Raw genomic sequence first — 24,193 nt, 5'->3', positions numbered from 1 at the left:
GATTCATATAAGGGCATGAAGTTAGCCGGTTTTATATACGGACTCACAAATGGTCCCAGAGGCTGGTCGGCTTTTCTTCACTTCTACTATAAAAAAATAGTAGCACAAACCATGGCCTTGGTTTGTACTACTAATGTTAGTATGTTTTAAATTCTTAGGGAGAGTTTTAATGGAGCGATTTTAAAATATAATAAAGAACCTACCGCTTATAGGAGGAAATTAGCATTCTTATAATAGGAAGAAAATTTATGTTTATGAACATAGAGCATATTTATTTTGCCGAGGAACGTAAAAAGCTATTATGAAATAAGAAAATCATTGTGAGCTAGCCAATTTTTTCTACTATGGCGGGACACTTGAACTATAGCTAATTTTGTTTTATAATATGAATTACTGAATGCCAGATTACATGGAAGCGTACTTTTAGCTCCCACCGTACTAGAAGAAATTCTAGCTCCTTTGCTTGAACGAGGCTACTTGCTTCGATTCATATTCAAGGGGACGTTACGGATTCGACAGGGATGGTTCAAGCTTTAGTCGCGCGTCGGAGGTCTCGGCTCCGTCATCAACGGAAGTTATATAATAACTGGCAAACAACAAAACTTAGCTTTCGCAGCGTAAGCTCGTAAGCGCTCTGCCTCTCTATCGCCCATGTAGAGAACGTGGGGCCCAACTTTAGTGGGATACGGTCGATGGTGCCACCTGAGTCACCGGCAAGAGATTTCCAGGTTAGCGTACAGGACGCCTGTTTGTCGGCATAATGTTACGTGAATCGTAAATAGGCAAACTACACGCGTAGAAGCTGAAGTATTGGAGTTTCTGGACGCGGGTTCGACTCCCGCCGTCTCCATTTTAAGAAATCAGATGATTTCAATGAGTGTCAAAACCCTTGTATATCAAGGGTTTTTTCTTTTGCCTTATGTCATATAGTTTCATTGAATATCAATCGAACGTAGTCAAAAACGTAGTCAAAGCGTAGTCAAAGCGTAGTCATCTAACTACGTCTCAAGATAGCTAGCAAACTTCAATATCGCTTCTTCTTTTGCTTCTTTCGTAAGATGGGTGTATGTGTCCATTGTTGTTTTTATATCACTATGACCTAAACGATCTTGAACTTCCTTTAAGGTTGCTCCCGCCTCAAATAACAGCGAGCAGTGAGTATGGCGGAAACCGTGTGTTGTTATTGTACCTAGCTTATACTTGTTCTGAACGTGTAAAAGCCATTTACGAGTCTTTGTAGGCTGTAGGTATTCATTGCTCTCATTACTAAATATTAGCTGTTTAGGTTGCATCGTATTAATGCCAAGCGCTAAATAATCCTGCTTCTGCCTTTTCTTCCACTCTTTTAATATTGCCATTGTTTTAGCGTCCATTTTAATAGTACGAGCAGCACCTGTTTTTGTAGACTTAACATATAACCGATTGTCTTGTCCTCGTGAAAGGGCTTTGTTAATACGTAGCTCATTTGTTGTGAGGTTTAAGTCACCCCATGTGAGAGCCAACGCTTCACCTTTACGCATTCCGCTGTAAGCAAGCAGATGGAATAGGGCATATGCTTTGTAGTTACTTTCTTGTTTTAGGCATGATAGGAACTGAATGAGCTGTTCACGAGTATAGAAGTTTTCTGCTTCATCTTCTTCCGTGACAATCGCCTTTTTAGAAGCGGTGGTGGGCATGTCTACGTGTGTGAAAGGATTGGTTTGTATATACTCACGCTTAATCGCAAAGTCCAATACCTTAGCAGCATATGCCTTTACCATCCTAAACTTCTTTAACTTTGCCGCCCATTCGTCAATATGCTTTTGACATACATCTACATTAATTTTTTCAATTTTATAAGTACCCATAGCAGGTAAAATGTGGTTTCTGAAGATACCTGTCGTTTTGACGAATGTGCTTTCCTCAACAGTCTTTTCGTACTGAGATATCCATAAGTCATACAACTCTTGGTATGTCTCCGCCCGCTCCTTACGGTAAGTGCCATTTGCTACATCAATTTTAATTTGTGCTAGTGCTAACTCCGCTTCCTTACGTGTTTTAAAGCCACGCTTCATCGTTCGCTTCTGCTTACCTGTTAGTGGATCAACACCTAAATAAGCAGGGAACTCGTATCGTAACTCACCATTTTTTAGCTTGTAGCTTTTGATTGGTGATACTTTTTTCTTTGTCATGATTTTCCCCCTTACACTTGTGAGGGCAAGGTATATAGAGGAATAATGCTAAGTAAGATAATACGTAGCATAAAGTCTATTCTACAGTATAAAAGCCATGACATGATAGTATCAGCGTCATAGCTTAATTATAAAATATTTTATTTCTGCTTTGTTTTTAGAAACTATGTTGATCGTAGAAGGAATCTATCGTTGATTTTGAAACCCGCTTTATACCATCGATTTCAGTCACTTTTAACCCCATTTCTCTAAATTTGAGGAACGTGTTATAACTGACCCCTGCATATGATGCTCCCTCTTTTAAGCTCAACCATTCCTTTGGTTGATAGCTATTAATAGCTCGCTGTATCTTAGTAGATACCATGTTTTCTAAAATATTTAATGTTTCTAAATCCACTAAAAATACCCCCACACATGTTTTGTAATTTAGATATCGAAACAAAGTGGGGAATAGTTGCGGTTGCATACTTTTGTGATTGTTTACCTGTCTTTTTCGTCTACCTAACGGTATCATAACTTAATAGTTTTGACACCTTTTGCGAACTGTAGTAAAATCAAGGTATTGAGCGGTGTCATAACTTATGTTCATAAATAAAGGTGAAAAGGGGTAGAATTATGACGGTTTACGGATATGCTAGAGTTTCTACACAATCGCAGGAATTAGAAAGTCAAATACAGGCATTGGAGAATGAAGGAGCTACGTTTATATTTCAAGAGAAGTTTACAGGTACTAAAACAGACCGCCCACAATTAAACAAGCTACTAGGGACGTTACAAGCTAATGACAAGCTAGTTGTCACTAAACTAGACCGATTAGCCCGAAACACTAAAGAAGGCATAGAGATAATCGAGAGCCTGTTTAATAAAGGGGTAAGAGTACACGTATTAAACGTGGGGCTACTAGAAGATACAACAATGGGAAGATTCTTCTTGCAGACCTTATTAGCGGTGGCTGAAATGGAAAGAAACTTGATCGTAGAACGTACTCAAGAGGGTAAAGCTATTGCAAAGCAAAACCCCGACTATAGAGAAGGGAGAAAGAAAGTCTATACATCTAAACAACTTGACCATGCTATGGGATTACTCGATACAAATTCATATAACCAAGTTGTAGCACTTACAGGTATCTCTAAGAGTACATTAATTCGAGAAGTTAAAAAACGTAGAATATCCCAAGTTAAAGAATAGGGGTTGGGATTATATAGAAGTTAAGATACATATTTGGTATTATACCTTAAGGTAGTATTTATACTAAATTAACCTTAGAGTGGGTGATAATGGACGTGGTTGTAAAAAATTTAAATCAGACTAATGGATTAAAAAAAGGTAGAAGTAATGTTGTTTGCAGAAAGTGCAAATCAGATCAAATCGTGGCAAATAAACGAGGGTATAGCATAGGATTAATGTTTAAAGTACTATTCTCTATGGTAGGTATAGGAATAGCTTTAGGATTTATCTTTTTCTTATTGGAAAGTGCTATTGGAGATTGGCTTACTTTTTATACTTTCCCTATAGTTGCACTTATACTTTTCCTTTCTTTACCAATCAGTTTGCTATGTGGGTTTAACGGAAGGAACTCACTTGTAAATGGTTGTATGAACTGTGGGAATAAGTGGATAGCGGGTAAAAAGTGATCTAACCACCTCGTATACTTTAAGTCATAGAAATAATCTAAGAGCCTATTTAATAAAGGTATACATAAAAAAAAAAAAGACAGTGAGGGAAATTTTATGCATTACATTGATAGTAAGGGTAAGTATTTTACGAAGAAGCTTTTAATTGAGGCAAATAATGCTGCTATTAGGGAAGATAGAAACCGTCAGCTAAACGAAGGATATTTAGATAGTTTACCAGATGATAAGGTTTATCCAATTTTGCGTTCTTTTGATGAACATAATAGGGGGGAAATTAGAGTACAAATTTCGTTCGATGAGAAAGGCACAAGGGGTTTTTTGGATTTAACAAAAAATAGATATAATCTCTTACCAACCGCGATTTTGAAAAAAGATGGAACAGTTGAACTTGAGTCAGAAGAATCAATTAATGCTAGAAGGTTATATCCCGAAGGTAGGGAATACACAGAAAAAGTAAGTAGAAAAATGATCAGAGAAAGTAATTTTAGAACTAAGATACTCTCTGCATATGATAACCAATGTGCCATGTGTGAGGAAGATGATATTTCAATTTTAGTGGCTGCTCATATAAATCCTGCACATTTATGTTCGGATGATACAGTGAATAATGGTATTTGCCTATGCAAAAATCATGACAAATTATATGAGGATGGGAGTATTTGTGTTAAACCTAATGGTGAGATATTTATTCAAGACGGAAAAACTAAATTAGAAAATGATAAAATTCGTTTGCCTAAGAATAAATGTGACCACCCATCTCCTGAATGTTTGAGCAAAAGGTTAGAATTGTCAATGAAACTAGGGGACTAAGAGCACCCCTGTGGGGCGAATACTTCGAATGCTCTATTTTCAGTCTGCCTGTATTGTTCGCTACGCTCACCGAGCTCGCAGGCTCGCTCGTTTATTATCTTTAATTTTTATTCTAATTTATTGGGTTTATGGTACTAATTCGAGGAAACATACCACCCCCTGTAAAGGGGATGGCGATATTAAGGACTAATCCTGAGGTATCTTCATGACATTCGACGTGCCTAGGTGCAGCTTTATCACGTATATTCTAAATAACTCTGTCATGCCACCAGCCAAAGGCTCTGCGACGGTATAAATCTAGGGGATACTATAAAACTATGCGGTTACCCCGTCACCGTTTAACGGTACAGCCACCGTTTGTTAGACGGGCTAGTTTTTAACGTGTTCTCCTAGTAAAAACCACGATTAAAGCAGGTATGAAATTTATTATGTATTACCGCTCCTAGGGATTGATAAGGAGCGGTCAATATATTAGGGTAGGTTGGCTAGGGAGCGCTTATCCATAAAGGATGTCATTAATTTCTTTTTCTGTTGCCCCCACACGCTCTTGTAGGAACCTCGCTAAAGACTCTTCGTCCACGCCGTAGTTATACTTGGTATTACGCGAATGATAGCTATTTTGGATCAAAGGGGCTTTGTTAATAAGTTCGCGTTGCAAGTACCCCAAAACCGCTCCTTCTGAAAAACTCACGTTAAAGTGGTTTAGTATTCTGCTAGTCTTCTCTACGCTTATCATTAGATATCACCTCTCAGTAGTAAATAACGCATGCTCTCTTTGGTAAAGTAGGTACGGTTCTCGATATGCACCTTCTCTACATAAGGTGAAACTGTAAGTTCGAAGAGTCTTTGTGTACTTACCCCTAATATTTCAGCAGCTTGTGAAAAGCCGTATAAGCCCTTAGTTTTCACTATCATCTTTAGCCCCTCCTTGTTGTAGCCAATCCATGACTACCTTTTTGTTAAAGCGAACCGACTTACCCACCTTGATTCGTCCAGGTATGGCTCCTTCTCGTGCTAGTTTATAGGTTGTTTGATCCGACAGATCGAGATACTTAGCCAATGAACGTATTGTGAAGAACTCTTTTTCCATTTGTAAAACCTCCTAATTTTATGTCTTGTTCTCTTGCTCATCTATTATAGGAACATCTGTACAACTAATATCATGTAAAAGGAAAAAACATAGTAAAAGAACAGAAAAAGATAATAAACAATAAATCCTCTTGTTTTTGTGCGTACATTAGTAGAATTTTATAGGCACGTGAAGGTAGCGAAGGTATAGGTATCATCTATAACAATGGAGGTATCTATCTATATTAGGATTAGAGATTTTAGGGGCATACATTTAAACAAGCTTTCTTGGGGAGCTTGTAAAGGTTCTTAACTGTAGGTGGGTAAAGGTGGGAACATTGGAGAGGTCGTGTTTCAAGTAAAAAAGAATCTATATGTGTAGGTGAGGAAGGGTCATATGTACATAAGGTCTTCTCTTACATCTATCTATATAGCTATTAGAGGTGAGATGTATTTTGTGAGGTGTTCCGCCCCACGTCCTCCCATTTTGGTCTTAGTGGTTCTGAACGTCCTTAGTGGGCTGTCAGAACGCTGTGAGACGTAGTGACACAATTGTTTAAGTATGGTTGCCTTGTTGGTTCTGTCTCGTAGCCTGTAAATAAGGTCATGTACTCGTATGATTGTACGTCTTGGAAAATATTTAAGAAAATTTCATATGGAGCTTATGACCGATACATAACCTAATACTTAGTTAAGTCAATCGCTAGGTACTGGGTGCCTCTAAGAGTAAAGAAGAGTAGTGAACTAAAATGAACAGTTCCTATTTATCGCACTAGCAAAAGTAGGTAGGGTAGTCTTTAGCTTAGTGTCTATGGGGTGTACTCTAAACACTTTGAATATTGATTAAATTGGTAACAAAAAATATAAAACCTTACCCTCACAAAATGTTTTTTATCAAACGTAGTCAAATACGTAGTCAAACATTCTCAATGTCTGTCATAAACCGTTGAAAACATTGGTATTATAGCCTTTTATGCAGCGGTTGGTTCGACTCCCGCCGTCTCCATAAAGTAGCTCATAGTATAGATGTTTCAAGGCTTATGAAAAGTGTGGTAACAATTCATTTTTCTTTAGCTTTAAATTCAATAATTTGAGCAGATTTGAAGTCGTTTTCCATGTCGAGAACGGCTTCTTTTCTGTTGTTGGATATAAGTGACTATAGGTGTGTTAATGTCTAAAATCATGTATTGGTATTTTTTTATACCTGCTGCAATTACATATTTCTCAAATCTTATATTTAATGTGGCTGTTATCTAAACATATAAATGTATGTAGTCTTCTTCACCGCAGCTTGCTTTCATGGACAAAGGTTGTCTACGCTTATGTATGCCACCACAATATGTACAACTCTTTAGCATCGTCTCACCTTCCATAATTATTTTCCATAGTTGGAATATAATTACCCTCACTGCACAGAATAGTTTTTAACTGAATAAAAAGGTGGTGATAAAATGAATCCGTCCTTTTACGAGTTAATAATTCTTTTGCTTTTAGTAAAAGCTATCTTCTTCTAATTAAATAATAAAGAAGATGACGACACTTGAAATGAGTGTTGTCACACGTTAAATAAAAAAATACATAATGGTTGTTTTTGTTTTATACATAATAAAAAGCCACACCTTGTTAGATGTGACTTAGATTAGCTATTTTTTTGAATACTCTTTATAACTTTTAAAAATATTTTCACAACGCTATATATAACTAAAAATGAATATGACAAAAGACATAGCCATACATAGAACAAAACTTGATAGAAACACTTTATTTTAATGATGTCTTTAGTTAATAGCATTACAACAGCTAGTATTGAAAGCGCTAATAATAACTTAATAGTACCACCTAGAAGTTGTAAAAGTTTTTGTTCGGTGTTAAGTTCCCTTAACTTTTGAAAAAAGCTATTGTTAGCAAAAGCAGGTAACATAGCAACGGAAGCAATTAAAAATGCCACACCAATTGAATTGAGTGTTATGGCTCCCAACAATACATTATCAAGATTGGAAATATCATCTGTTTTAACACCCATTAATTTGAATAAAACAACAACTGTTAAAGAAATTATAGGATAAAACACTTTTTCTATTCTTCCCACAGTCATCAACCCTATTCTTAGTTATTTTTAGATATGAACATTCGATCTAGAAGTTTCTTTTTCTCTAAATACGCTTCTTCAATTTTTTCCTTCACAGTAACGAATGTAAGCTTCTGCCCCTTTGTAAGCTTTACTGTTTTCAAGGACTCCATTTTACCATTTATTAAATCTAAAGTATCCGTATCATTCGTAACATTACCTCGTACTTTTAGGACAGAAACTTCTTCGTTAGCATATGGTAACAAGGCCTTTAACTTTCGTAAAGCAGCAGCTTTATTAATAAATTGATTTTTTTCAGGGGTAATTGTAATTTTCATTCTCCCTGCTTCTAGCTTATTCCCCAATTCTAAATCACCATCAATAGACCGACTGTCCGACGCCAGTTTATCCCAGCGTTGTGGTGCTGCGATACTATATTCAATTTCTCTTATGCCTGGTATTTTCTCTAATCTATCTATTATTCGGTCATCGACAACTACCTCTAAATCCAAATCGTCATCTTCAGTGTTTTGAAGCAGGAAATTAGTAAGCTGGTTATAACTTAATGCATTTGTACGGTGTGCAGAAATAATGTCATTAAATGGGTCAAACAGTACGATAGTGTCTTTAATCGGTCCTTCATCCGCCCCTTCCCCATACGTGTCTCTATCGCCATCAATTTTACCAACGTACGCTTCAGAATAAGTGTCAATCTTCTCTATATGCCCAATCCAGAAAAATCTTGAAGTAGATTCCTGAATTTTTTTTAGCTCTCTAAAACGTACTACGTACCCGCTAACTGTTTTATTCCTTAAAACTTCCTTTGGTTTTGTTTCAAGTTCTTTTTGAATTTCCTCTAAACATTTATTTAGTCTTGAACCATTTGTACTTTGGTGAAGTCTGTAGTAATCAAATCTTATGTTTTTTGTAGGCATGTTAATCCCCCTAGATTATCGACAATTTTATACAAAATTATACTCTATATTCCAAGGAAAATAAAGGAAATGCATCAATCGAACTTATGTTCCTATTTTAACACGATGTTATGTCTAAGTAAACAGAAAAAACACCGACTAAAAAATGAACTGCGCCCCAATTGTTAGATGTGTCTAACAATTGGGGTGCAGTTCATATCAAGGGTTTTTTATTTTGTCTATGTCATATAATTTCATTAAGTATCAAACAACGTAGTCAAAGCGTAGTCGCTCAACTACATTTCAATGTAGTTGGCGAACTTCTGTATAGCTTCTTCTTTCGTTTTCTTCGTAACGTGTGCATAGATGTTCATTGTCGTTTGTACATCACTATGGCCTAAACGATTGTTGTAGCTGCACCAATACGCAATAAATTGCTCTCTTAAAGATTATTACAAAAAAACTACTCATTATCTTTCCAAGCAATTAAAGACTCAATAAACTTTAAAACGGCTCTTTGATCTTTCTTAGAACGACCTTCTAACAGATGTAGCATTTCCTCTAATTCGAAGCTAAGCACTTTTGGATGGCTTTCTTTATCGTCAAATAGCTCTTCTAATGTAATTTCTAAAGCCGTGCATACTTTTGTAAGGCTTTCAATTGTAGCGTTCTTTTCTCCACGTTCAAGTTGTCCAATATATGTGTTATGCAAGGAAGCACGATATGCTAGTTCTTCTTGGCTTAGTCCACGTTCTTTACGTAAATAGCGGATTTTTTCGCCAACTACTTTAACTATATCCGTCATGTAATCACCTCATCATTTAGGATTGATGAGAAATGATATTTTATCCATATACTATAGATATAATTTTTATTAAATTAAATATATACCATTGATATTTTATAAGAGAGCAGTTAGTATATAGTCAGCCAGAAAATGATATAGGGAGTGTGTTGATATGGATTTAAATTATAGTTTAATGATGGGTTTAGATTATAGTTTATTGATGGATTTAACAGATATAGAGTTGAAGCTAGAAGAGTTGGAAGCTGGATATAAGAAAAAGTATTTCCGTAAAGATACGAAAAGAGAATGGAGCTTTAAATGTCATTGCGACGAAAAAATAGAAAGCAATGTAGCAGATGAATACTTTATTGTATCAATTACCTGGAAAGATCCGAATGCTATTGGCCGTCGCTTCTGTTCAAAAGAATGCGCAGATATTTATTTCAATGAGCAACGTAATAAATTGTTAGTTGAACGTGAACGGATTATTGAGGAAAGAAGAAAGATGAGGGAGGTTTATAAAGAAGCGGAACGGAAGTTTATAGCTAGCTATAAAGGAGAAAAGTTAAATAAGGTTTTGGAAAGCATGTAGTATCTATAAATGGATGCTGCATGTTTTTTATAGGCAATTTTATAATTATAAGGGACCAATTAAGTGGGGTATAACATTTTCAGGGGGATTTGTTTTGATACATAGGTTAAATTACTATGTTGATTTTCTTGAGCATATCTAACTACTAGTTCTTTTGTTAAACAAAAAACAGAGTAAATTTGATCTTTACTAATTTGATCAAAATTGAGCTCTTTCAAGTTAAATCCAACCCCAGGATTGATTATCCATACCGATTTAGGTATGCAATATACGAGTAAAACGTTTCAAGAAAAATATGAAATGATTCCGTCGTTCAGTCGTATAGGATGCTCATATGATAACGCAGTATCGAGTCTTTTCATGTAACATTGAAGAAAGAAGAAGTATTTCGAACGCGCAAGACAGCTAGATTGGGGCTATTTGAAATAAATTGAAGGTTGATACGATCATAAACGAGTTCATAGTACCATCGATTTTCTAACACCAGATGTATGCGAAAGAATATGCCGAGCTTCGGTATAAATCTGTGGTACAAACAATCTTCCCCTTCACACTTTTTGCCGCAACCTCCATGAGTTTCTCGTTCTACATCCCGTGTAGTCTGTCAAAGGTTCTTTTCACTTTGACTGGCTACACGGGATGTGGAACACTCGATAAATGGAGGTTGCCTCAAAACAAAAACTTAACTTTTGTGTGTGTGGAATCTTCACTTAGAACCAATTATTTTGATGAACCATGTGATTGGTAAATGAGGCTTTTTGTTAATTTTATCAAAAGAAACTGTATTATATTCTCATTTTATATCTATTCATCTGAATTATTGATACAATATGTCAAAATGGTATGGAGTGACAGATATGGATTTCTTAAAAAGAATGGAAGATTTCGACCTGTATATGCATAGCCTTATTAAAGAACATTTTGAAAATCATGATAAGGAAATAGTTGAGCTTTATAGTTTATTGGAGTGCTTTAGTAACTTTAAAGCTATTTATTCTGATATAGAATCTAACATAATATTGGATGAAGTGCAGGCAGATTTATTTAGTTCTATATACTTATCTAATAAAGGAATGTATAGAAATGCATTTATTTCTCTAAGAAGTAGCTTAGAACTAGGTATAGGATATTTATATTTTATAGATAATAATTTAGATTACATAAAATGGACGCAAAACAAATTCGATTTAAGTTGGAGTCGATTAAATGATGAAAACTATGGTGTTTTAAGAGTAGAATATTTTAACCTCTTTTATAAAAATGAGAATTTAAAAGATTCGTATAAAAATTTAATTAATAAATGTAAAACTAATTATAGAATTTGTTCAGAATATACTCATGGTAAGTATGGTTTTATGAAAACAAATTTAACATCAGTATTTGAATATAGTAAATACGATTACTCGAATTTTATAGACGCTTTCAAAGAAATTGTATCTTGTTTAATTACCTTGCAAGCTATTCGTTTTAATAAAATACTAAATAATAGATTAAGTTCTGAGTGTCTCGAAGATGTCGAAGAGATATTAAAAGCAGAAGGTTTAAAGGAGATTTTTGTATATGAATAACGTTTTATATAGAACAGAAGATATAAAGGATAATGAAATTTTGGATTACTTTGTTGATTCTAAAATGGATAGAGATATAATAGAGAGCCTAAAATCGAAATCGCCAATATTATTAATGGGAAGTCGTGGGAATGGTAAAACTATGCTTCTAAAAGTAGCTGAACAAGAGTTAGATAAAGAATTTAATAGTAAACGTATTCTAAGTGTTATCGTAAGTTTTAAAAAAGCTGGATTTCTACATGAGGATGAAAGTGAGTTTTTTAATTATTGGATGATGTCTAAAATATTGATTGCCTTAAAAAAGAAATTAAGAAAAATTACCGGATTAGGAGAATACAACTTATTTGAAGAATACTATACATCTGAATATAATTCTGAAGATGCTGTAATTGGTAAACTTACTTCCTTTTCGGAACAACTCGAAAAAGCTTCTAAAAAAAGAACCTCTCTAGAAAAAGATAAGATAAAATCACTTGCTGAGGGAATTATTGATGATATAAAACCTGTTAGTGAAATTGAATATTTTCAAGATATTATTGAAGAATTATGTGAAACTACTGGTATAGATCGAATAATTATCTACTTTGATGAAGCTTGTCATAACTTTATTCCGTATCAACAAAGAGAGTTTTTCACTCTATTTAGGGATTTAAGAAGCCCCTATATTACATGTAAAGCAGCTGTTTATCCTGGTTTAACTTCATTTGGTACTTTTCAACCTTTTCATGATGCAGAACTAAAAACTATTAACAGAGATATTCTAAGTGAATCGTTTGTAAAAAACATGAGAGAAATATTAGAAAAACAGATGCCAGAAGAAAGTTTTAATAAACTTCTTAAAAGAGGCCATTTTTTAGATCACTTAATATATGCTTCAGCGGGTAACCCACGACTACTATTGAAAAGTGTGTTTTCTGCCACACAAGAATTTAAAGCAGAGTTAAAAACCAATACCGTCAATGAAACAATTAAAAATTTTTATCGAAATGATATTTGGTCTGAGCACACAAAAATAGCTGATTTATATAAGAATATAAAGCCATTAGTTAACTGGGGGAGAGATTTTATAGAAGATGTTGTAGTACCTGATACAATAAGTAAAAATTATGATTGGTTATTAAAAATAGAAGAAAACCGCCAAACATCATTTTTTTGTATCCATAGAGATGCCCCTGAATCAGTGAAAAAGGCGATGCGGTTATTAGAATATTCAGGGATTGTAACACTTCACACACATGGAACGAAAGTAAGAAAAGCAGTATACGATCGTTATCTATTAAATTTAGGTATAATGGTTTCTCAAGAATCGAAGCCATCCGAATTACTAGATAACATAATACCTAAACTATCCGTGAAATTGTATACAGATTATGGGATGAACTCTCCTAAATATCCTGATTTAAACTTGATAAATGGAATCCCGGATTATCAAGGGGGAGAAGAGATCATTAAGATAATTTTACAAAAGTCCGTAAATGAATTAGATTTAACTGACTATCAAAAAAGTCTATTGATTAGTGCTGGAATAAATACAATTGAACAGGTATTATCAGGTTCAGAAACAGATTTAATGAGGGTTTATAATGTTGGAGAAAAAAGATCAAGAAAAATATGGAATAGTGCTTATAATTCTGTAATAGAATATGTTTCGGGATAATACAAAAATTAGATAGGTTATATGCTAATGAAACTATATTATTTGTATAGGACTACAAAATGACCACTCCGTAATAGGTGATTTGAAATTTAGCTTGTTTATTGAAATCTTTTAAAACACTTTATTATAATTAAAATATTTTATAAGCAGCAGCCATCAATGTGGTTGCTTTTTATTATGACCAAAAGAAATTCAGAAATTTACATATAAAAACAAGGTGGTGACCCCTGATTGAAGCAATTGCCTCAATTTTTCTTATCATAAATATAAAAATTTGCCCCCCAACAACATTATTTTTGAAACAGGGCATTGAAATTAGCGAAAAATCTTTATAAACACTAGTATATCAACACTTTTATAAGATTGGTGATAGAAGACCCGCAGTCTCCATACATAGAAATTACTAGTTTCCAAAAGTGTCCAAATACTTTTGTATCATTGATTTGGGTACTTTTTGTTTTCATTCAGTCAGACCCAATGTTAATTTCGGATTCAGATATTCGATAGATACGTCCATTGTAGTTTTGACATATCTGAATGTACTAAAAGATCCCGGATTTCTTTGATACTAGCTTCAGCTTCTAAGAGAGGAATAGTTCTATATACTAATACGACCTCTGTATTTAGATTTTAGTTGTACACATAAAAAATTGACACGCTTAAAAGAACGAAAGTTCTCGTTATATCATATAGACTATTTACAACAGCTCAATTTAAATATAACATATGCATATGCTTATGTTTATGGAGGACTGGCAAAATGGATTGTTTAAAAATTGCAGTGCAAGAAACTACATACTTACAATCTGGTGAAGAATTTCTAGTAAAAGATTTGTTTAAAGGATATGAATGGAATCGTCTAGGAATTGGTGAACGCCGATCATTAGGGGCTTTATTTTTAAATGAAGTAAAGAATGGTCATTTAAAAGAAATAATCCAGATAACGAAAAAAAGTAGTGCTAATCAACAAATTTATACAAAAATTTAATTGATAGAGAAATAAATACGGAGTTGAAATAGAATTGATGACAAAGAAAAAACCGACCGTAATCGACATGTTTTGTGGATGTGGTGGATTATCTAGAGGATTTATGGATGCCGGTTATGAGGTTTTAATAGGTATTGACAATAATAAGGATGCACTGGTTAGTTTTAAAGCTAACCATGATGGTGCAATTGCAATGGATGGTAACTTATTTGAAGGCACAGCTATTTTAGAAATTGCGAGTTTAATCAACAATCGTCAAGTGGATCTGATAATTGGTGGACCACCCTGCCAAGGATTTTCATTGACTGGCAAGCGTGAGGAAGATGATGAACGAAATACGTTATTTAAATCAATGGTGAATGCTGTAGCATTCTTTCAGCCTAAAGCCTTCGTTTTAGAAAATGTACCTGGTCTAGCTACCTTATACAACGGAAAAGCTCGCGAAGCAATAATAAAAGAATTTACTGATTTAGGATATACAGTTAATGATCAAATTTTATATGCTCCTGATTATGGGGTGCCACAAATTAGAAAACGTCTTTTCTTTGTCGGGCTTTTAAACGGCAAGAAATTTGAATTTCCAGAACCTATTCTAACGCCTGAAAACTACGTAACATGTGAAGATGCAATAAGTGATTTACACGATTTCACTGATAATTTAGGATCTGAAGCTAGTTCTTACAAATCTGCTCCACAAAGTACGTATCAGAAGTTAATGAGGAAAAATGCCACTGATTTATTTAATCATGTCGGTACTAAACATACCGAGCTTGTAATAGATGTTATTTCTCAGGTCCCTGAAGGTGGGAATCACAAAGACTTACCACCAGGTGTAGGAGATAGCCGAAAATTTAATGAGGCCTGGACAAGATATCATCGAAACAAGCCATCAAAAACAATTGATACTGGTCACCGTAACCATTTCCATTATGAATTCAATCGAGTGCCATCTGTTAGAGAAAACGCGCGTTTACAATCATTCCCAGATGATTTTCGATTCTATGGGAACAAAACGCAACAATATAGACAAGTTGGGAATGCAGTTCCTCCATTATTAGGTTTTGCTTTAGGCAAACAAATAAAAAAATATATTATTGATGAGGATAAATAATATGGCAACTTATAATTTTATCGATGCTTTTGCAGGTTGCGGAGGTTTATCTGAAGGTTTTAAAGCAACAAATCAGTATAAAACATTGGCCGCCATTGAATGGGAACAGCCGCAAGTCCTAAATCTTATCAATCGCTTAAAAAATAGATGGGATTATAAAAATGCTGAAGAGATCGTTATGCGATTCGATATTCAACGTACTGACGAACTTTTAAGCGGATGGACTGATGATGAGGAATATGGATCACATCCTGGGTTAAATAACCTAATTGGTGACAAAAATGTAGATATCGTAATAGGCGGACCACCCTGTCAAGCCTACTCGCTAGCCGGCAGAATAAGAGATGCAAATGGGATGCGTGAGGATTATCGTAACTATCTATTTGAAAGTTATTTGAAAATCATTAGTGCATACCGCCCTAAAATATTCGTATTTGAAAATGTACCTGGGATGCTAAGTGCTGCACCGGGCGGGGTTCCCGTTACTAGTTTAATAAGAGAAGCCATACATGATCTAGGTTATACAATTGTTGATGACTTACGTAAATATGCACAAATCAACCTTGCAGAATATGGAGTTCCACAGTTACGTAAACGAGTAATCTTAATAGGCCTCCGAAATGATTTATATGATAACCCAGAAGAAACGTTATTAAACTTTTATTCAAATATTTTACCAAAGTATAAGGAAGCAACACTTACTGTTCGTGACGCAATATCTGACCTTCCTCGTCTTTATCCGGTAAATATAGTTGAAAAAAAGGCCGGGAAAAAGTTATCGCATTCTTATAGTGAAAATAATGCGATTAAAAATCACTTACCGCGCTTCCATAGTACAAGAGACATTGAAGTGTTTCGTATGTTGGCAGAAGATATTGAAACAGGTAGAAATGAATATACATCAACGGAAGCATTAAGAAATCTTTATACACAACTTACTGGTAGAAATTCAAATGTGCACAAATATCATGTATTACGTTGGGATAAACCGAGTAATACTATACCTGCACATTTATACAAAGATGGTTTACGTCATATTCATCCAGATTCTGAACAAGGTCGTTCAATTACTGTGCGTGAAGCAGCAAGATTACAAACATTCCCTGATGATTATGAATTTATCTCTAGTGTTGGAGACAACTACAAAATGATTGGGAACGCAGTACCGCCGAAATTTTCGGAAAAACTCGCATTGGCAATTTTGGAAATACTATAAGAAATGAGGGGGGATTTACAGAATCCGCCCTTTTTCTATGGTAAAATAAGCTTATATTCATATATAGAGGTGATAGTATGAAAAATAATGAATCGCTTTATTTTGATATTTGGCGTAAAAAGAACTTTAAAAAACTTGTAAAAGCCTATACGAAGGTTGCTGAAGTCTATCCTACTAAAGAAGCTATGAGAGAAAACTTTGGTGTTTTTTTGGATAAATATGTGGATTCACGAGGGAGATATACTGGAACACAAAAACAATGGAATAGCGTATATACATTAGGAAGAGAATTAGGAGTTTTCTACCGTGAGAATGACCAATCTGGCTATGATTTATCTCCATTAGCTCAAGCAACATTAACAAGTCAAATTACGCTAGAACAGTACTTATTAATTTATTTATTAAACCTCAATCAACTGATTAATGGTATACTAGTTCATCCGCTTAAAGAAATACTCAACTTTATTTCCGTTAATGGTACAATAACAAAGCAAAACCTAATACATATACCGGAATTTAACTTACTCACAAAACCTTCCGATAATCAAAACCAACTAGCAAATGTTTTTTTACACCGCTTAGTAGAATCGGAAATTCTTGTGAAAAGTAATAAAACGACATATCAACTAGGTACTAAATATACAATAGAAGAACTATATAACAGCATTAATGAATATTCTGATTCAGCAACTAAATTTGCAGATTTAGATCATTCTCAATACGTAGAGATGTTATCTCAGCAAGTTAATTTAGTTCCTCAGTATTTAAATTAGGAGGATTTCTCATGCAAATAGTTGATAATCTTGCTGTTTCGTTATTAGCAAAACCGTTTGCGGTTTTATACGGACCAAGTGGAACTGGGAAAACACGTGCAGCGATTGAGCTTGCACTAAAAATAAACAGCCAATACTTTGTACATAATTGGTTTGATATAACTGTTAATCGACACGGTGTAATCACGAGCGGACGTAGCGCGGAATTCCAGGAAATGGTGCAAAGAAACGAAAGTAGAAATAATCATTTTATTCTAAGAGATGGAAAAGAGACAGCATATACTACTTTAGAATTTTGTGAAAATGTTGATTTTAAAGACGCTAAACAACAACAAGAATTTTTAAAAGAAGAGTCTAACCAATTACAACTTGCGGCAAGTATTAATACAAATATTTCTTGCTACAAAGTTATTCCAGTTGGTTCAAATTGGACAGATAATAAACCGCTAGTTGGATACACCAATCCATTTGGACCTAATAATCAAACTGTCTACGAAATAACACCTTTTATAGAGTTATTACTATTAGCAAATCACCCTGAAAACTTAGATAAACCCTTTTTTGCAATATTAGATGAGATGAATTTATCTCACGTTGAATATTATTTAAGTGACATTCTTTCAATCATGGAGACTACACAATATTCAAATGCTACTATATTGTCTAATCATGATTTAAATTTGATCGCTGAAACATTAGCTAGAGCTACAACAGACTATAATATTTACTTATCAAATGGGATACAACATTTGTTAGCAAACGGTGAAGGATTACCTTTACCTCCTAATTTATTTATAGTTGGTACAATAAACTTGGATGAAACGACTCAAATGTTGTCAAATAAAGTACTGGACCGTGCTCATATGATTAAAATTGACACTTTCTTACCGTCCTATTCATTGAACAATCAATATTATTCATCAGCTCTTTCTGATAGTGAAATGTGCGATAATTTTCAAAAAATTATAGCGTATAAAAAGGATCAAAATTTAAATAATAATTTTGAAGAAATATATGATACATTAGTCACTTCACTTGGGATCGAATCTGAAAATAAAAAAAATATTTTATCTTTATTAGACGCTCTTTATACTGAATTAGAATCTATCGATCAACAATTTGGATATCGCATAACTCAAGAGATATTTATTTACTTAATTATTGGTCTAACATTTTATAACAATACAGAAGAATTGCAAGATATGCTCAATAATTCATTAATTCAAAAAGTATTTGTTAAACTACATGGTAATAGACGTATTTTGGATTCAGCCGTCGAAAATATAGAGGCCGTATTAAATGCAAATTTAATGAATAGTTCTCGAGCTAACTATTTCTCTAATGTACTACAGAGATTAGAAAACTTACGTTTTAGATTGCAACTACGCGGTCAAGCAACATTTATTAGTTAAGAAGGTGAGTAGTCTTTGAAAAAACTAGCAGCAATTTCGTTTGAGGTATCTAATAAAAGCCGACTAACAATCTCACAAGACTTAATTTCTCTAAAAACTGCTTGCACCGATGTAATAGATAATTTGTATTGGAACTCACAGCTAATTTTAAAAGGAACTTCGGTTCCAGTGGGTATAATCAAATATTCATCAGAAGAAGCTAATTTATCGCCGATTTTTTTAATGGAAGAACACAAATATTATGTACTTATTGAAGCCAATGTTGCGATAGGTACCGATTTATTTATAAATCCTTTTATGAATTCAATAATTACATGGTACAATTCGGATCTATTCGCTATCAATAGTCACTATAAATTTTTAATGATTGGCGAACTGAGAACAAAAGGACAGGTAGGAATATGGGATTTTTCAACTAAAGATATTCAAGACCTCTTAGTTCAAGTAGCTTCGACTAAATTAGACTTCGAAACGGAATACAGTATCTTAATAACGGAAATTAGTGAAAAAATACTTGAGCTAACAACAAGATTCGGCAATATTAATAAATTACCAAACTCTGAGAACTATGATTCAGTAAATAGTAATTTTCTAGAATCCATCCACCTTATGAATAGTATAAATGAATTTATAGAAAGCTTAGATCTAATATTACGTTTTCCGTATTTAAAAAGTATAGAAAAGCTAACTATGGTACCTATAGGGACTCAACGTGAAATTGATGAGAAACATCTTTTCTCTTCATCTCAGTCCTACGAATGGGTTAATGGCGGGCCACTTTCAGATCGATTTAGAGGTTTTTCTCCAATGAAAATCAATACCCTTCAAAGAGAAAATACTTTTGATAATTATCCAAATCAATTTGTTAAGTATGTAGTAGATTATTTACTAGACATTCTTTATGAAATAAAATCTTCATTAAATAAGATTTATAATAAATCGACACTTGATACTATCAGGATAAAAGAAGTTTCTACTTGGATTAAAGAGATTGAAATGAGACTTCAAAGAAGCTTTTTAAATACGATTAGTAATTTAAATTATTTTTCAAGCTCCTCTCAAGTACTCGAAAAAAGAGCAGGCTATCAAAATATAGCTAGGATATTTGATAAACTACAAACGGCACTTCATATCGATCTAGATAGCTCAATAAAGTTTACCGATAAATATTATTCGAAACCTGCCTCAGATTTATATGAAATTTGGTGTTTTTTGAAAATTGAAACACTACTTACAAAATATTTTGGTAAACCAACTGAACAGTCTATTATTAATACAACGAATACTCGAATTAAGGTAACATTAAAGCAGGGTATTAAAAGCTCTATTAAATACGTTTTATCTGATAAAGAGATTATTCTTTACTATAACTATGAGTTCTCAAACCCAAAATCGTATACAATACCTTACAAACCTGATATAACAATTGAAATACGATCGACTGATTATACAATTTATCATCATTTTGATGCTAAATATAAAATTTCAACTGATGGCAGTTCCTTTAAAGAAGAAGACATTTGGAAAATGCATGCATATAAGGATGGCATCCCTAATAGTGTGAGTTCTACAATTTTATATCCTGGCTCTCAATTAAATTATTTCCAGAAAGGGGATTTCAGTTCGATCAATGCTATTCCTTTAAAACCTGGAAATTCCGTTCACTATGAAGAATTAAAAAGATACCTAATGTCAATTATATATACTTAATTTAAGTGACTTGAAAATACTTCCTTAAATACATCTTTGAATAATCTATAGACTAGAATTAAAGCTAGAGTAGTTAGTGACCTACTCTAGCTTCTTTTGCAAAGAAATAAACGACCGAGATAATAATACTGTGGTGAATTAAACCCATAGAGGGAATTTGAGAGTTTCAATAAGGATAGAAACATTAAGAAAAACTAATACAAAAAGTTTTTTAAAAAATAGATAGACCGATGACTTACTCATCAATTGTGCATTGCAAGCAAGTGCTACGGCTTCAACAAAAAATAGTAATGGAATACTATTTTTGTTTATGGTTGTAGTTTGGAAAAATATCCTGTATTTGAAACTTCAATCTAATTAGTATGGACAAGTCCTATTCAAAATCAATTAATATAAAACGTATGTTTTTATGCTAAAATCGAATTAAATTACACTAAAATCAAAATAGTAAGTGTTACTTCTAGCATCAAATGTAACTTGAACACTCTCCCTACCATACCATTGAAGGTCACGTCTTGTAATTAGATGATTGTCTGGAACCGATATCCTATTTCTTAAATACATCCCCAAAATTGATTTATCATTGAATGTCGAAATCTGTTTAGGATAGGTTACACCATCGATTTGTTGTGTACCTTCTAGCAAACATGTCATTCTTACTCCATCGTCCCAGATAACATTAATTATATTTCCTTGTGGCGGGAAAAAATTTAAATTTTTTCTAAAAAAACTGCTAGTTAACGCAATATAAGCATCAGCTTCATTTACATGACCTGTAGAAAATCCCCAATTCAACCCTGCTTGCCTTTGTACTTCATTCTCACGTCTACTATACAATAAAATTTCCGGCATCATCGTCACCCCAAAAGATAGAATAGAAAAATAATTTTCTTTTTATATTACAATAATATACAAAATAAGAGTTTATTTCAAATTATAACGCTGTTTAATATTCAATATTTTGGGTGAAGCGGCGCAATTATTAAATATTTTGTATAAATGAATAAAACTACAAGAAAGAGATCTTCCAAAGCAGAAGGAAAGTTGACTAGGTTAATAATTTATATATTAATATAAATATTGATATACCCCCAAAAATGCAGCAATCTTCGAATGAAGCTCGCTGCATTTTCATTTGAATTATCAACTTTCTTCAAAAAAGTCTAAATCCATCCGCTTTATTGTAAAAGTTTGAACTTTCGACACACCTACATTGTTTAAAAACATTAACTCAGTAAGTTTCATTCCATCAATTAAAATGAATGATTAATGATTTATCAATACTTTCGGAGTATTCAATTGCTTCTTTTGTAAATCGAGATGTAGTGATGAAAATCCTTTTATTTGCTTTAAAGCCTACCAAGCTTCCTACAAATGCTTGGATATCGGGTCTTGAAACTGGATTTGACCAACGTTTTCCCTGTAAGTAGATTTTATCTAATCCTAGGACTTCTTCTTTGACAATGCCATCAATTCCACCATCACCGGATTTTCATACTACTTTCCCAGCATCTTAAATTGATCCTCCGTAACCCATTGCTACAATTAAGTTTACAATCAATTGCTCAAAGAATTGAGGAGAGCATTCCATAATTTTTTCTAATAATTCGATTTGCAATGACTGCTTTAAGATTAGATAGTTTTTATTCATAATTTCTAATGGGGTTCTGGAATCCTCAGAAATAACTGTTTTTATATCAGAATCTGTGGAAGTTTTTGTACGATTTTTAAATTCTAAAAATTGGGGGTAACGTTCTAATATTTTCTGGTTGATTACTTTAACAGACTAATCTTAAAGAATTTTTAAGCCTTCGGGTGTAATTTTAAATACAGCGGTTTTGGACTGCTAATTAGACCAGCATTTTTAAGGTATGTACGTGCCCAAACTATTCGATTAACGACAACTGTTTGATTTCCACTAGGGAGAAGTTCCTCTACTTGTTCTTCACATAAATTGAAATGTTGAGGTAGAAAATAATTACTGATTTATCGAAATAATGGTGGATTTTTAAGATAAAACCCTATCAGATATAAGATGATAATGTGAGCTGGATAGAAAATATAGAAGAAGTATTTTAATCCTTTTCCTTTCTTGTTGTTATACAGTAATATCAGCGGTACAGATGCTATCATCATCCATTGATAACTTGCAAAGGGGAATAAAAGGTTATTCCAAGTATTTATGAGATGTCCCCATTTATAAGATACATAGAAGCAACAGAAAGAAAAGATAAAGTATACAATGACAATATTTATTTTTCTATTTCGAGCTAGATAAAGAAATATACCCATCAAAATGAACAATGGTCCACCTTCTACTGCGAAAATATTCCCGAATATAGAACCCCAAAAATAACTATTAGTTGTGGCTGAGTTAAAATTCGGAATTCCAATAATATCAACTAAAAACACACAGAGAAGGAATGATACAATTTGCCATACTATAAAAAGGAAAATATATTTTTTCTGTTTTTTTTCAATTAGACTCAAGATAAGCACAATAAGAAATAGTGGTGCAAAGAAATTATTGATTAGGTCCTCAATATCAAAATTTCTAAAGATATAATTGATTAACATATCAATAAAGGACATTCCTAAACTAAAAATATATAATCGTGTCAGATATTTTTTTCGATTAGATGTATATTGAAAACCAATAGCAACTGTAAAAATAAAAATAGGAACAGCAATTCGTCCAATCCACCCAAACCATTCTGGTGTGTTTGGTATGAAAAAACCAACATGATCTATTACCATAGCAATTACTGCAATTATTTTTAATATAGTTGTATTCATAATAAGAATCTCCTTATGGTAAAAAGAGGTCATGAAATCATGGTAGCCTTTTTTATAAACAATCCTAAACGAATAAATTATTCGATATATCCATTAAAGAGCAGCGATAACAAATGCCCCTACAATCATCCATTGAGGAGTATCTTTTTTTCCGCCACTCGTCACAAAATACTCAATAGCCCTAATAAACTACTTTAAATTGTTTAATCAAAACTGGAATTTTTCTTAAATAAAGATACTAATGCTAAAAGTATAAATGATATAGCTAATGTTTTTGTAAATTCCTTATAATCATTAGGTATATATCGACTGGTGATAAACGCTATTACTGCCATTACTATATAAGTTAAAATGCTTTTTAATTTTGTATTTTTTATTGTAATTAAATACATTAATGATTCTGCAACTAAAATGATAAGTAAAGGAATAATTAAAAGAATAAATATACGTATTAATGCATATCCCAAAGTTTCCACCTTCTTTTAAACGATTAAAAAAGGATATCAAAGAATTTTACAAGTAAAATAAAAACGTAAATCTTTTAAAAAACTCAATAGGTGTGGTAGTGATGACGAATACTATAGAGATTTTTGCGTTCAGTTAAGGTGTATTATATTTTCTTTTTAAATTTAATAAAGACATCAAGCTAAACCCGACTATAGCAATACTTAAGCAAACAGTAGAAAATAGATTTTTACCTATTTTGAAGATTAGTAGGAAGAGACTATATATGAACATTAAGGGTACAGCGTATTTCATTCTAAATTTATTTATTAGATGATTTGTCAAATTAAGTGCAACAATTGCTCATTAAAAGCCTCGTTTGCAGTTTTCCAACCAAGACATTTTCTTGGTCGGTTGTTGATATAGTTTAATGATTCTGTTAGTTCTTCTGGTGATACTTCTTCGAAATTTGTT

General features: G+C 33.2%; 24 protein-coding genes, 1 other RNA gene and 2 pseudogenes. 13 read left to right on the top strand and 14 right to left on the bottom strand.

Going from position 1 to position 24,193, the window contains the following annotated elements; translation table 11 throughout:
- Positions 1-497 precede the first annotated feature (497 nt).
- Positions 498-853: a transfer-messenger RNA gene (gene ssrA, locus AC1DCY_RS23695) on the top strand.
- Positions 854-998: 145 nt separating this feature from the next.
- Here the strand turns inward: ssrA and AC1DCY_RS23690 are convergent.
- Entirely contained in the window at positions 999-2,171 is a 1,173-nt protein-coding gene (locus AC1DCY_RS23690) for a site-specific integrase (RefSeq protein ID WP_477354096.1), read from the bottom strand.
- Between the two features lie 157 nt (positions 2,172-2,328).
- A complete protein-coding gene (locus tag AC1DCY_RS23685; RefSeq protein WP_477354093.1) occupies positions 2,329-2,568 on the bottom strand; it encodes a DNA-binding protein in 240 nt (79 codons plus the stop codon).
- A 218-nt stretch (positions 2,569-2,786) separates the two neighbouring features.
- Between AC1DCY_RS23685 and AC1DCY_RS23680 the strand changes: the two genes are divergently transcribed.
- The 3 genes from AC1DCY_RS23680 to AC1DCY_RS23670 all read left to right on the top strand — a co-directional run bounded on the left by AC1DCY_RS23680 (position 2,787) and on the right by AC1DCY_RS23670 (position 4,615).
- A complete protein-coding gene (locus tag AC1DCY_RS23680; RefSeq protein ID WP_477354090.1) occupies positions 2,787-3,359 on the top strand; it encodes a recombinase family protein in 573 nt (190 codons plus the stop codon).
- Between the two features lie 95 nt (positions 3,360-3,454).
- Positions 3,455-3,805 (top strand): hypothetical protein, encoded by a 351-nt coding sequence (locus tag AC1DCY_RS23675; RefSeq protein ID WP_477354087.1) that lies wholly within the window; start codon positions 3,455-3,457, stop codon positions 3,803-3,805.
- A gap of 96 nt (positions 3,806-3,901) precedes the next feature.
- The gene (locus AC1DCY_RS23670) at positions 3,902-4,615 is read left to right on the top strand and encodes an HNH endonuclease (RefSeq protein ID WP_477354084.1); all 714 of its coding nucleotides are present in this window, start codon (positions 3,902-3,904) and stop codon (positions 4,613-4,615) included.
- A 496-nt stretch (positions 4,616-5,111) separates the two neighbouring features.
- Here AC1DCY_RS23670 and AC1DCY_RS23665 read toward each other — a convergent pair whose 3' ends face one another.
- The 6 genes from AC1DCY_RS23665 to AC1DCY_RS23640 all read right to left on the bottom strand — a co-directional run bounded on the left by AC1DCY_RS23665 (position 5,112) and on the right by AC1DCY_RS23640 (position 9,470).
- A complete protein-coding gene (locus AC1DCY_RS23665) occupies positions 5,112-5,351 on the bottom strand; it encodes a hypothetical protein (protein ID WP_477354081.1) in 240 nt (79 codons plus the stop codon).
- A complete protein-coding gene (locus tag AC1DCY_RS23660; protein WP_477354078.1) occupies positions 5,351-5,530 on the bottom strand; it encodes a hypothetical protein in 180 nt (59 codons plus the stop codon). Before AC1DCY_RS23660 ends, AC1DCY_RS23665 begins: the two co-directional genes overlap by 1 nt.
- Positions 5,514-5,705 (bottom strand): helix-turn-helix transcriptional regulator, encoded by a 192-nt coding sequence (locus AC1DCY_RS23655; RefSeq protein WP_477354075.1) that lies wholly within the window; start codon positions 5,703-5,705, stop codon positions 5,514-5,516. Before AC1DCY_RS23655 ends, AC1DCY_RS23660 begins: the two co-directional genes overlap by 17 nt.
- Positions 5,706-7,322: 1,617 nt before the next feature.
- Positions 7,323-7,772, bottom strand: a complete 450-nt coding sequence (locus AC1DCY_RS23650) for a hypothetical protein (protein WP_477354072.1) — start codon at positions 7,770-7,772, stop codon at positions 7,323-7,325.
- A gap of 17 nt (positions 7,773-7,789) precedes the next feature.
- Positions 7,790-8,686 (bottom strand): DUF6731 family protein, encoded by an 897-nt coding sequence (locus AC1DCY_RS23645; protein ID WP_477354069.1) that lies wholly within the window; start codon positions 8,684-8,686, stop codon positions 7,790-7,792.
- A 442-nt stretch (positions 8,687-9,128) separates the two neighbouring features.
- Positions 9,129-9,470, bottom strand: coding sequence for a helix-turn-helix domain-containing protein (locus AC1DCY_RS23640; RefSeq protein ID WP_477354066.1), 342 nt, complete (start codon positions 9,468-9,470; stop codon positions 9,129-9,131).
- A 154-nt stretch (positions 9,471-9,624) separates the two neighbouring features.
- Here AC1DCY_RS23640 and AC1DCY_RS23635 point away from each other — a divergent pair, with 154 nt between their 5' ends.
- The 9 genes from AC1DCY_RS23635 to AC1DCY_RS23595 all read left to right on the top strand — a co-directional run bounded on the left by AC1DCY_RS23635 (position 9,625) and on the right by AC1DCY_RS23595 (position 20,479).
- A complete protein-coding gene (locus AC1DCY_RS23635) occupies positions 9,625-10,044 on the top strand; it encodes a hypothetical protein (protein WP_477354063.1) in 420 nt (139 codons plus the stop codon).
- Between the two features lie 857 nt (positions 10,045-10,901).
- Positions 10,902-11,612, top strand: coding sequence for a hypothetical protein (locus tag AC1DCY_RS23630; protein ID WP_477354060.1), 711 nt, complete (start codon positions 10,902-10,904; stop codon positions 11,610-11,612).
- The gene (locus AC1DCY_RS23625; RefSeq protein WP_477354057.1) at positions 11,605-13,269 is read left to right on the top strand and encodes an ORC-CDC6 family AAA ATPase; all 1,665 of its coding nucleotides are present in this window, start codon (positions 11,605-11,607) and stop codon (positions 13,267-13,269) included. The genes AC1DCY_RS23630 and AC1DCY_RS23625 overlap by 8 nt, the downstream gene beginning before the upstream one ends.
- Positions 13,270-14,029: 760 nt before the next feature.
- Positions 14,030-14,257: a single-stranded DNA-binding protein gene (locus AC1DCY_RS23620; RefSeq protein WP_477354054.1), complete on the top strand. Its 228-nt coding sequence runs from the start codon at positions 14,030-14,032 to the stop codon at positions 14,255-14,257.
- Positions 14,258-14,294: 37 nt separating this feature from the next.
- A complete protein-coding gene (locus AC1DCY_RS23615) occupies positions 14,295-15,368 on the top strand; it encodes a DNA cytosine methyltransferase (protein WP_477354051.1) in 1,074 nt (357 codons plus the stop codon).
- A 1-nt stretch (position 15,369) separates the two neighbouring features.
- A complete protein-coding gene (locus AC1DCY_RS23610) occupies positions 15,370-16,584 on the top strand; it encodes a DNA cytosine methyltransferase (protein WP_477354048.1) in 1,215 nt (404 codons plus the stop codon).
- 77 nt (positions 16,585-16,661) lie between these two features.
- The gene (locus tag AC1DCY_RS23605) at positions 16,662-17,357 is read left to right on the top strand and encodes a hypothetical protein (RefSeq protein ID WP_477354045.1); all 696 of its coding nucleotides are present in this window, start codon (positions 16,662-16,664) and stop codon (positions 17,355-17,357) included.
- 11 nt (positions 17,358-17,368) lie between these two features.
- Positions 17,369-18,769: a hypothetical protein gene (locus AC1DCY_RS23600; protein WP_477354042.1), complete on the top strand. Its 1,401-nt coding sequence runs from the start codon at positions 17,369-17,371 to the stop codon at positions 18,767-18,769.
- 15 nt (positions 18,770-18,784) lie between these two features.
- Entirely contained in the window at positions 18,785-20,479 is a 1,695-nt protein-coding gene (locus tag AC1DCY_RS23595) for a DUF2357 domain-containing protein (RefSeq protein ID WP_477354040.1), read from the top strand.
- A gap of 423 nt (positions 20,480-20,902) precedes the next feature.
- On the opposite strand, the gene AC1DCY_RS23590 is transcribed toward AC1DCY_RS23595, so the two are convergent.
- From AC1DCY_RS23590 to AC1DCY_RS23565, 6 genes and pseudogenes are all read right to left on the bottom strand, one after another.
- The gene (locus AC1DCY_RS23590; protein WP_477354037.1) at positions 20,903-21,331 is read right to left on the bottom strand and encodes a hypothetical protein; all 429 of its coding nucleotides are present in this window, start codon (positions 21,329-21,331) and stop codon (positions 20,903-20,905) included.
- Positions 21,332-21,728: 397 nt separating this feature from the next.
- Positions 21,729-21,959, bottom strand: a pseudogene (locus AC1DCY_RS23585) (restriction endonuclease); the annotation flags it as partial.
- A gap of 323 nt (positions 21,960-22,282) precedes the next feature.
- A complete protein-coding gene (locus AC1DCY_RS23580) occupies positions 22,283-22,465 on the bottom strand; it encodes a winged helix-turn-helix domain-containing protein (protein ID WP_477354099.1) in 183 nt (60 codons plus the stop codon).
- Positions 22,466-23,275, bottom strand: a complete 810-nt coding sequence (locus AC1DCY_RS23575; RefSeq protein WP_477354034.1) for a TraX family protein — start codon at positions 23,273-23,275, stop codon at positions 22,466-22,468. It lies immediately after the preceding gene.
- A gap of 203 nt (positions 23,276-23,478) precedes the next feature.
- Positions 23,479-23,742 (bottom strand): hypothetical protein, encoded by a 264-nt coding sequence (locus tag AC1DCY_RS23570; protein ID WP_477354031.1) that lies wholly within the window; start codon positions 23,740-23,742, stop codon positions 23,479-23,481.
- A gap of 318 nt (positions 23,743-24,060) precedes the next feature.
- A pseudogene (locus AC1DCY_RS23565) lies at positions 24,061-24,193 on the bottom strand (IS30 family transposase); the annotation flags it as partial.

This window comes from Lysinibacillus sp. 10T31 (assembly GCF_056394365.1).
This window is presented reverse-complemented; position numbering and strand designations above follow the sequence as displayed.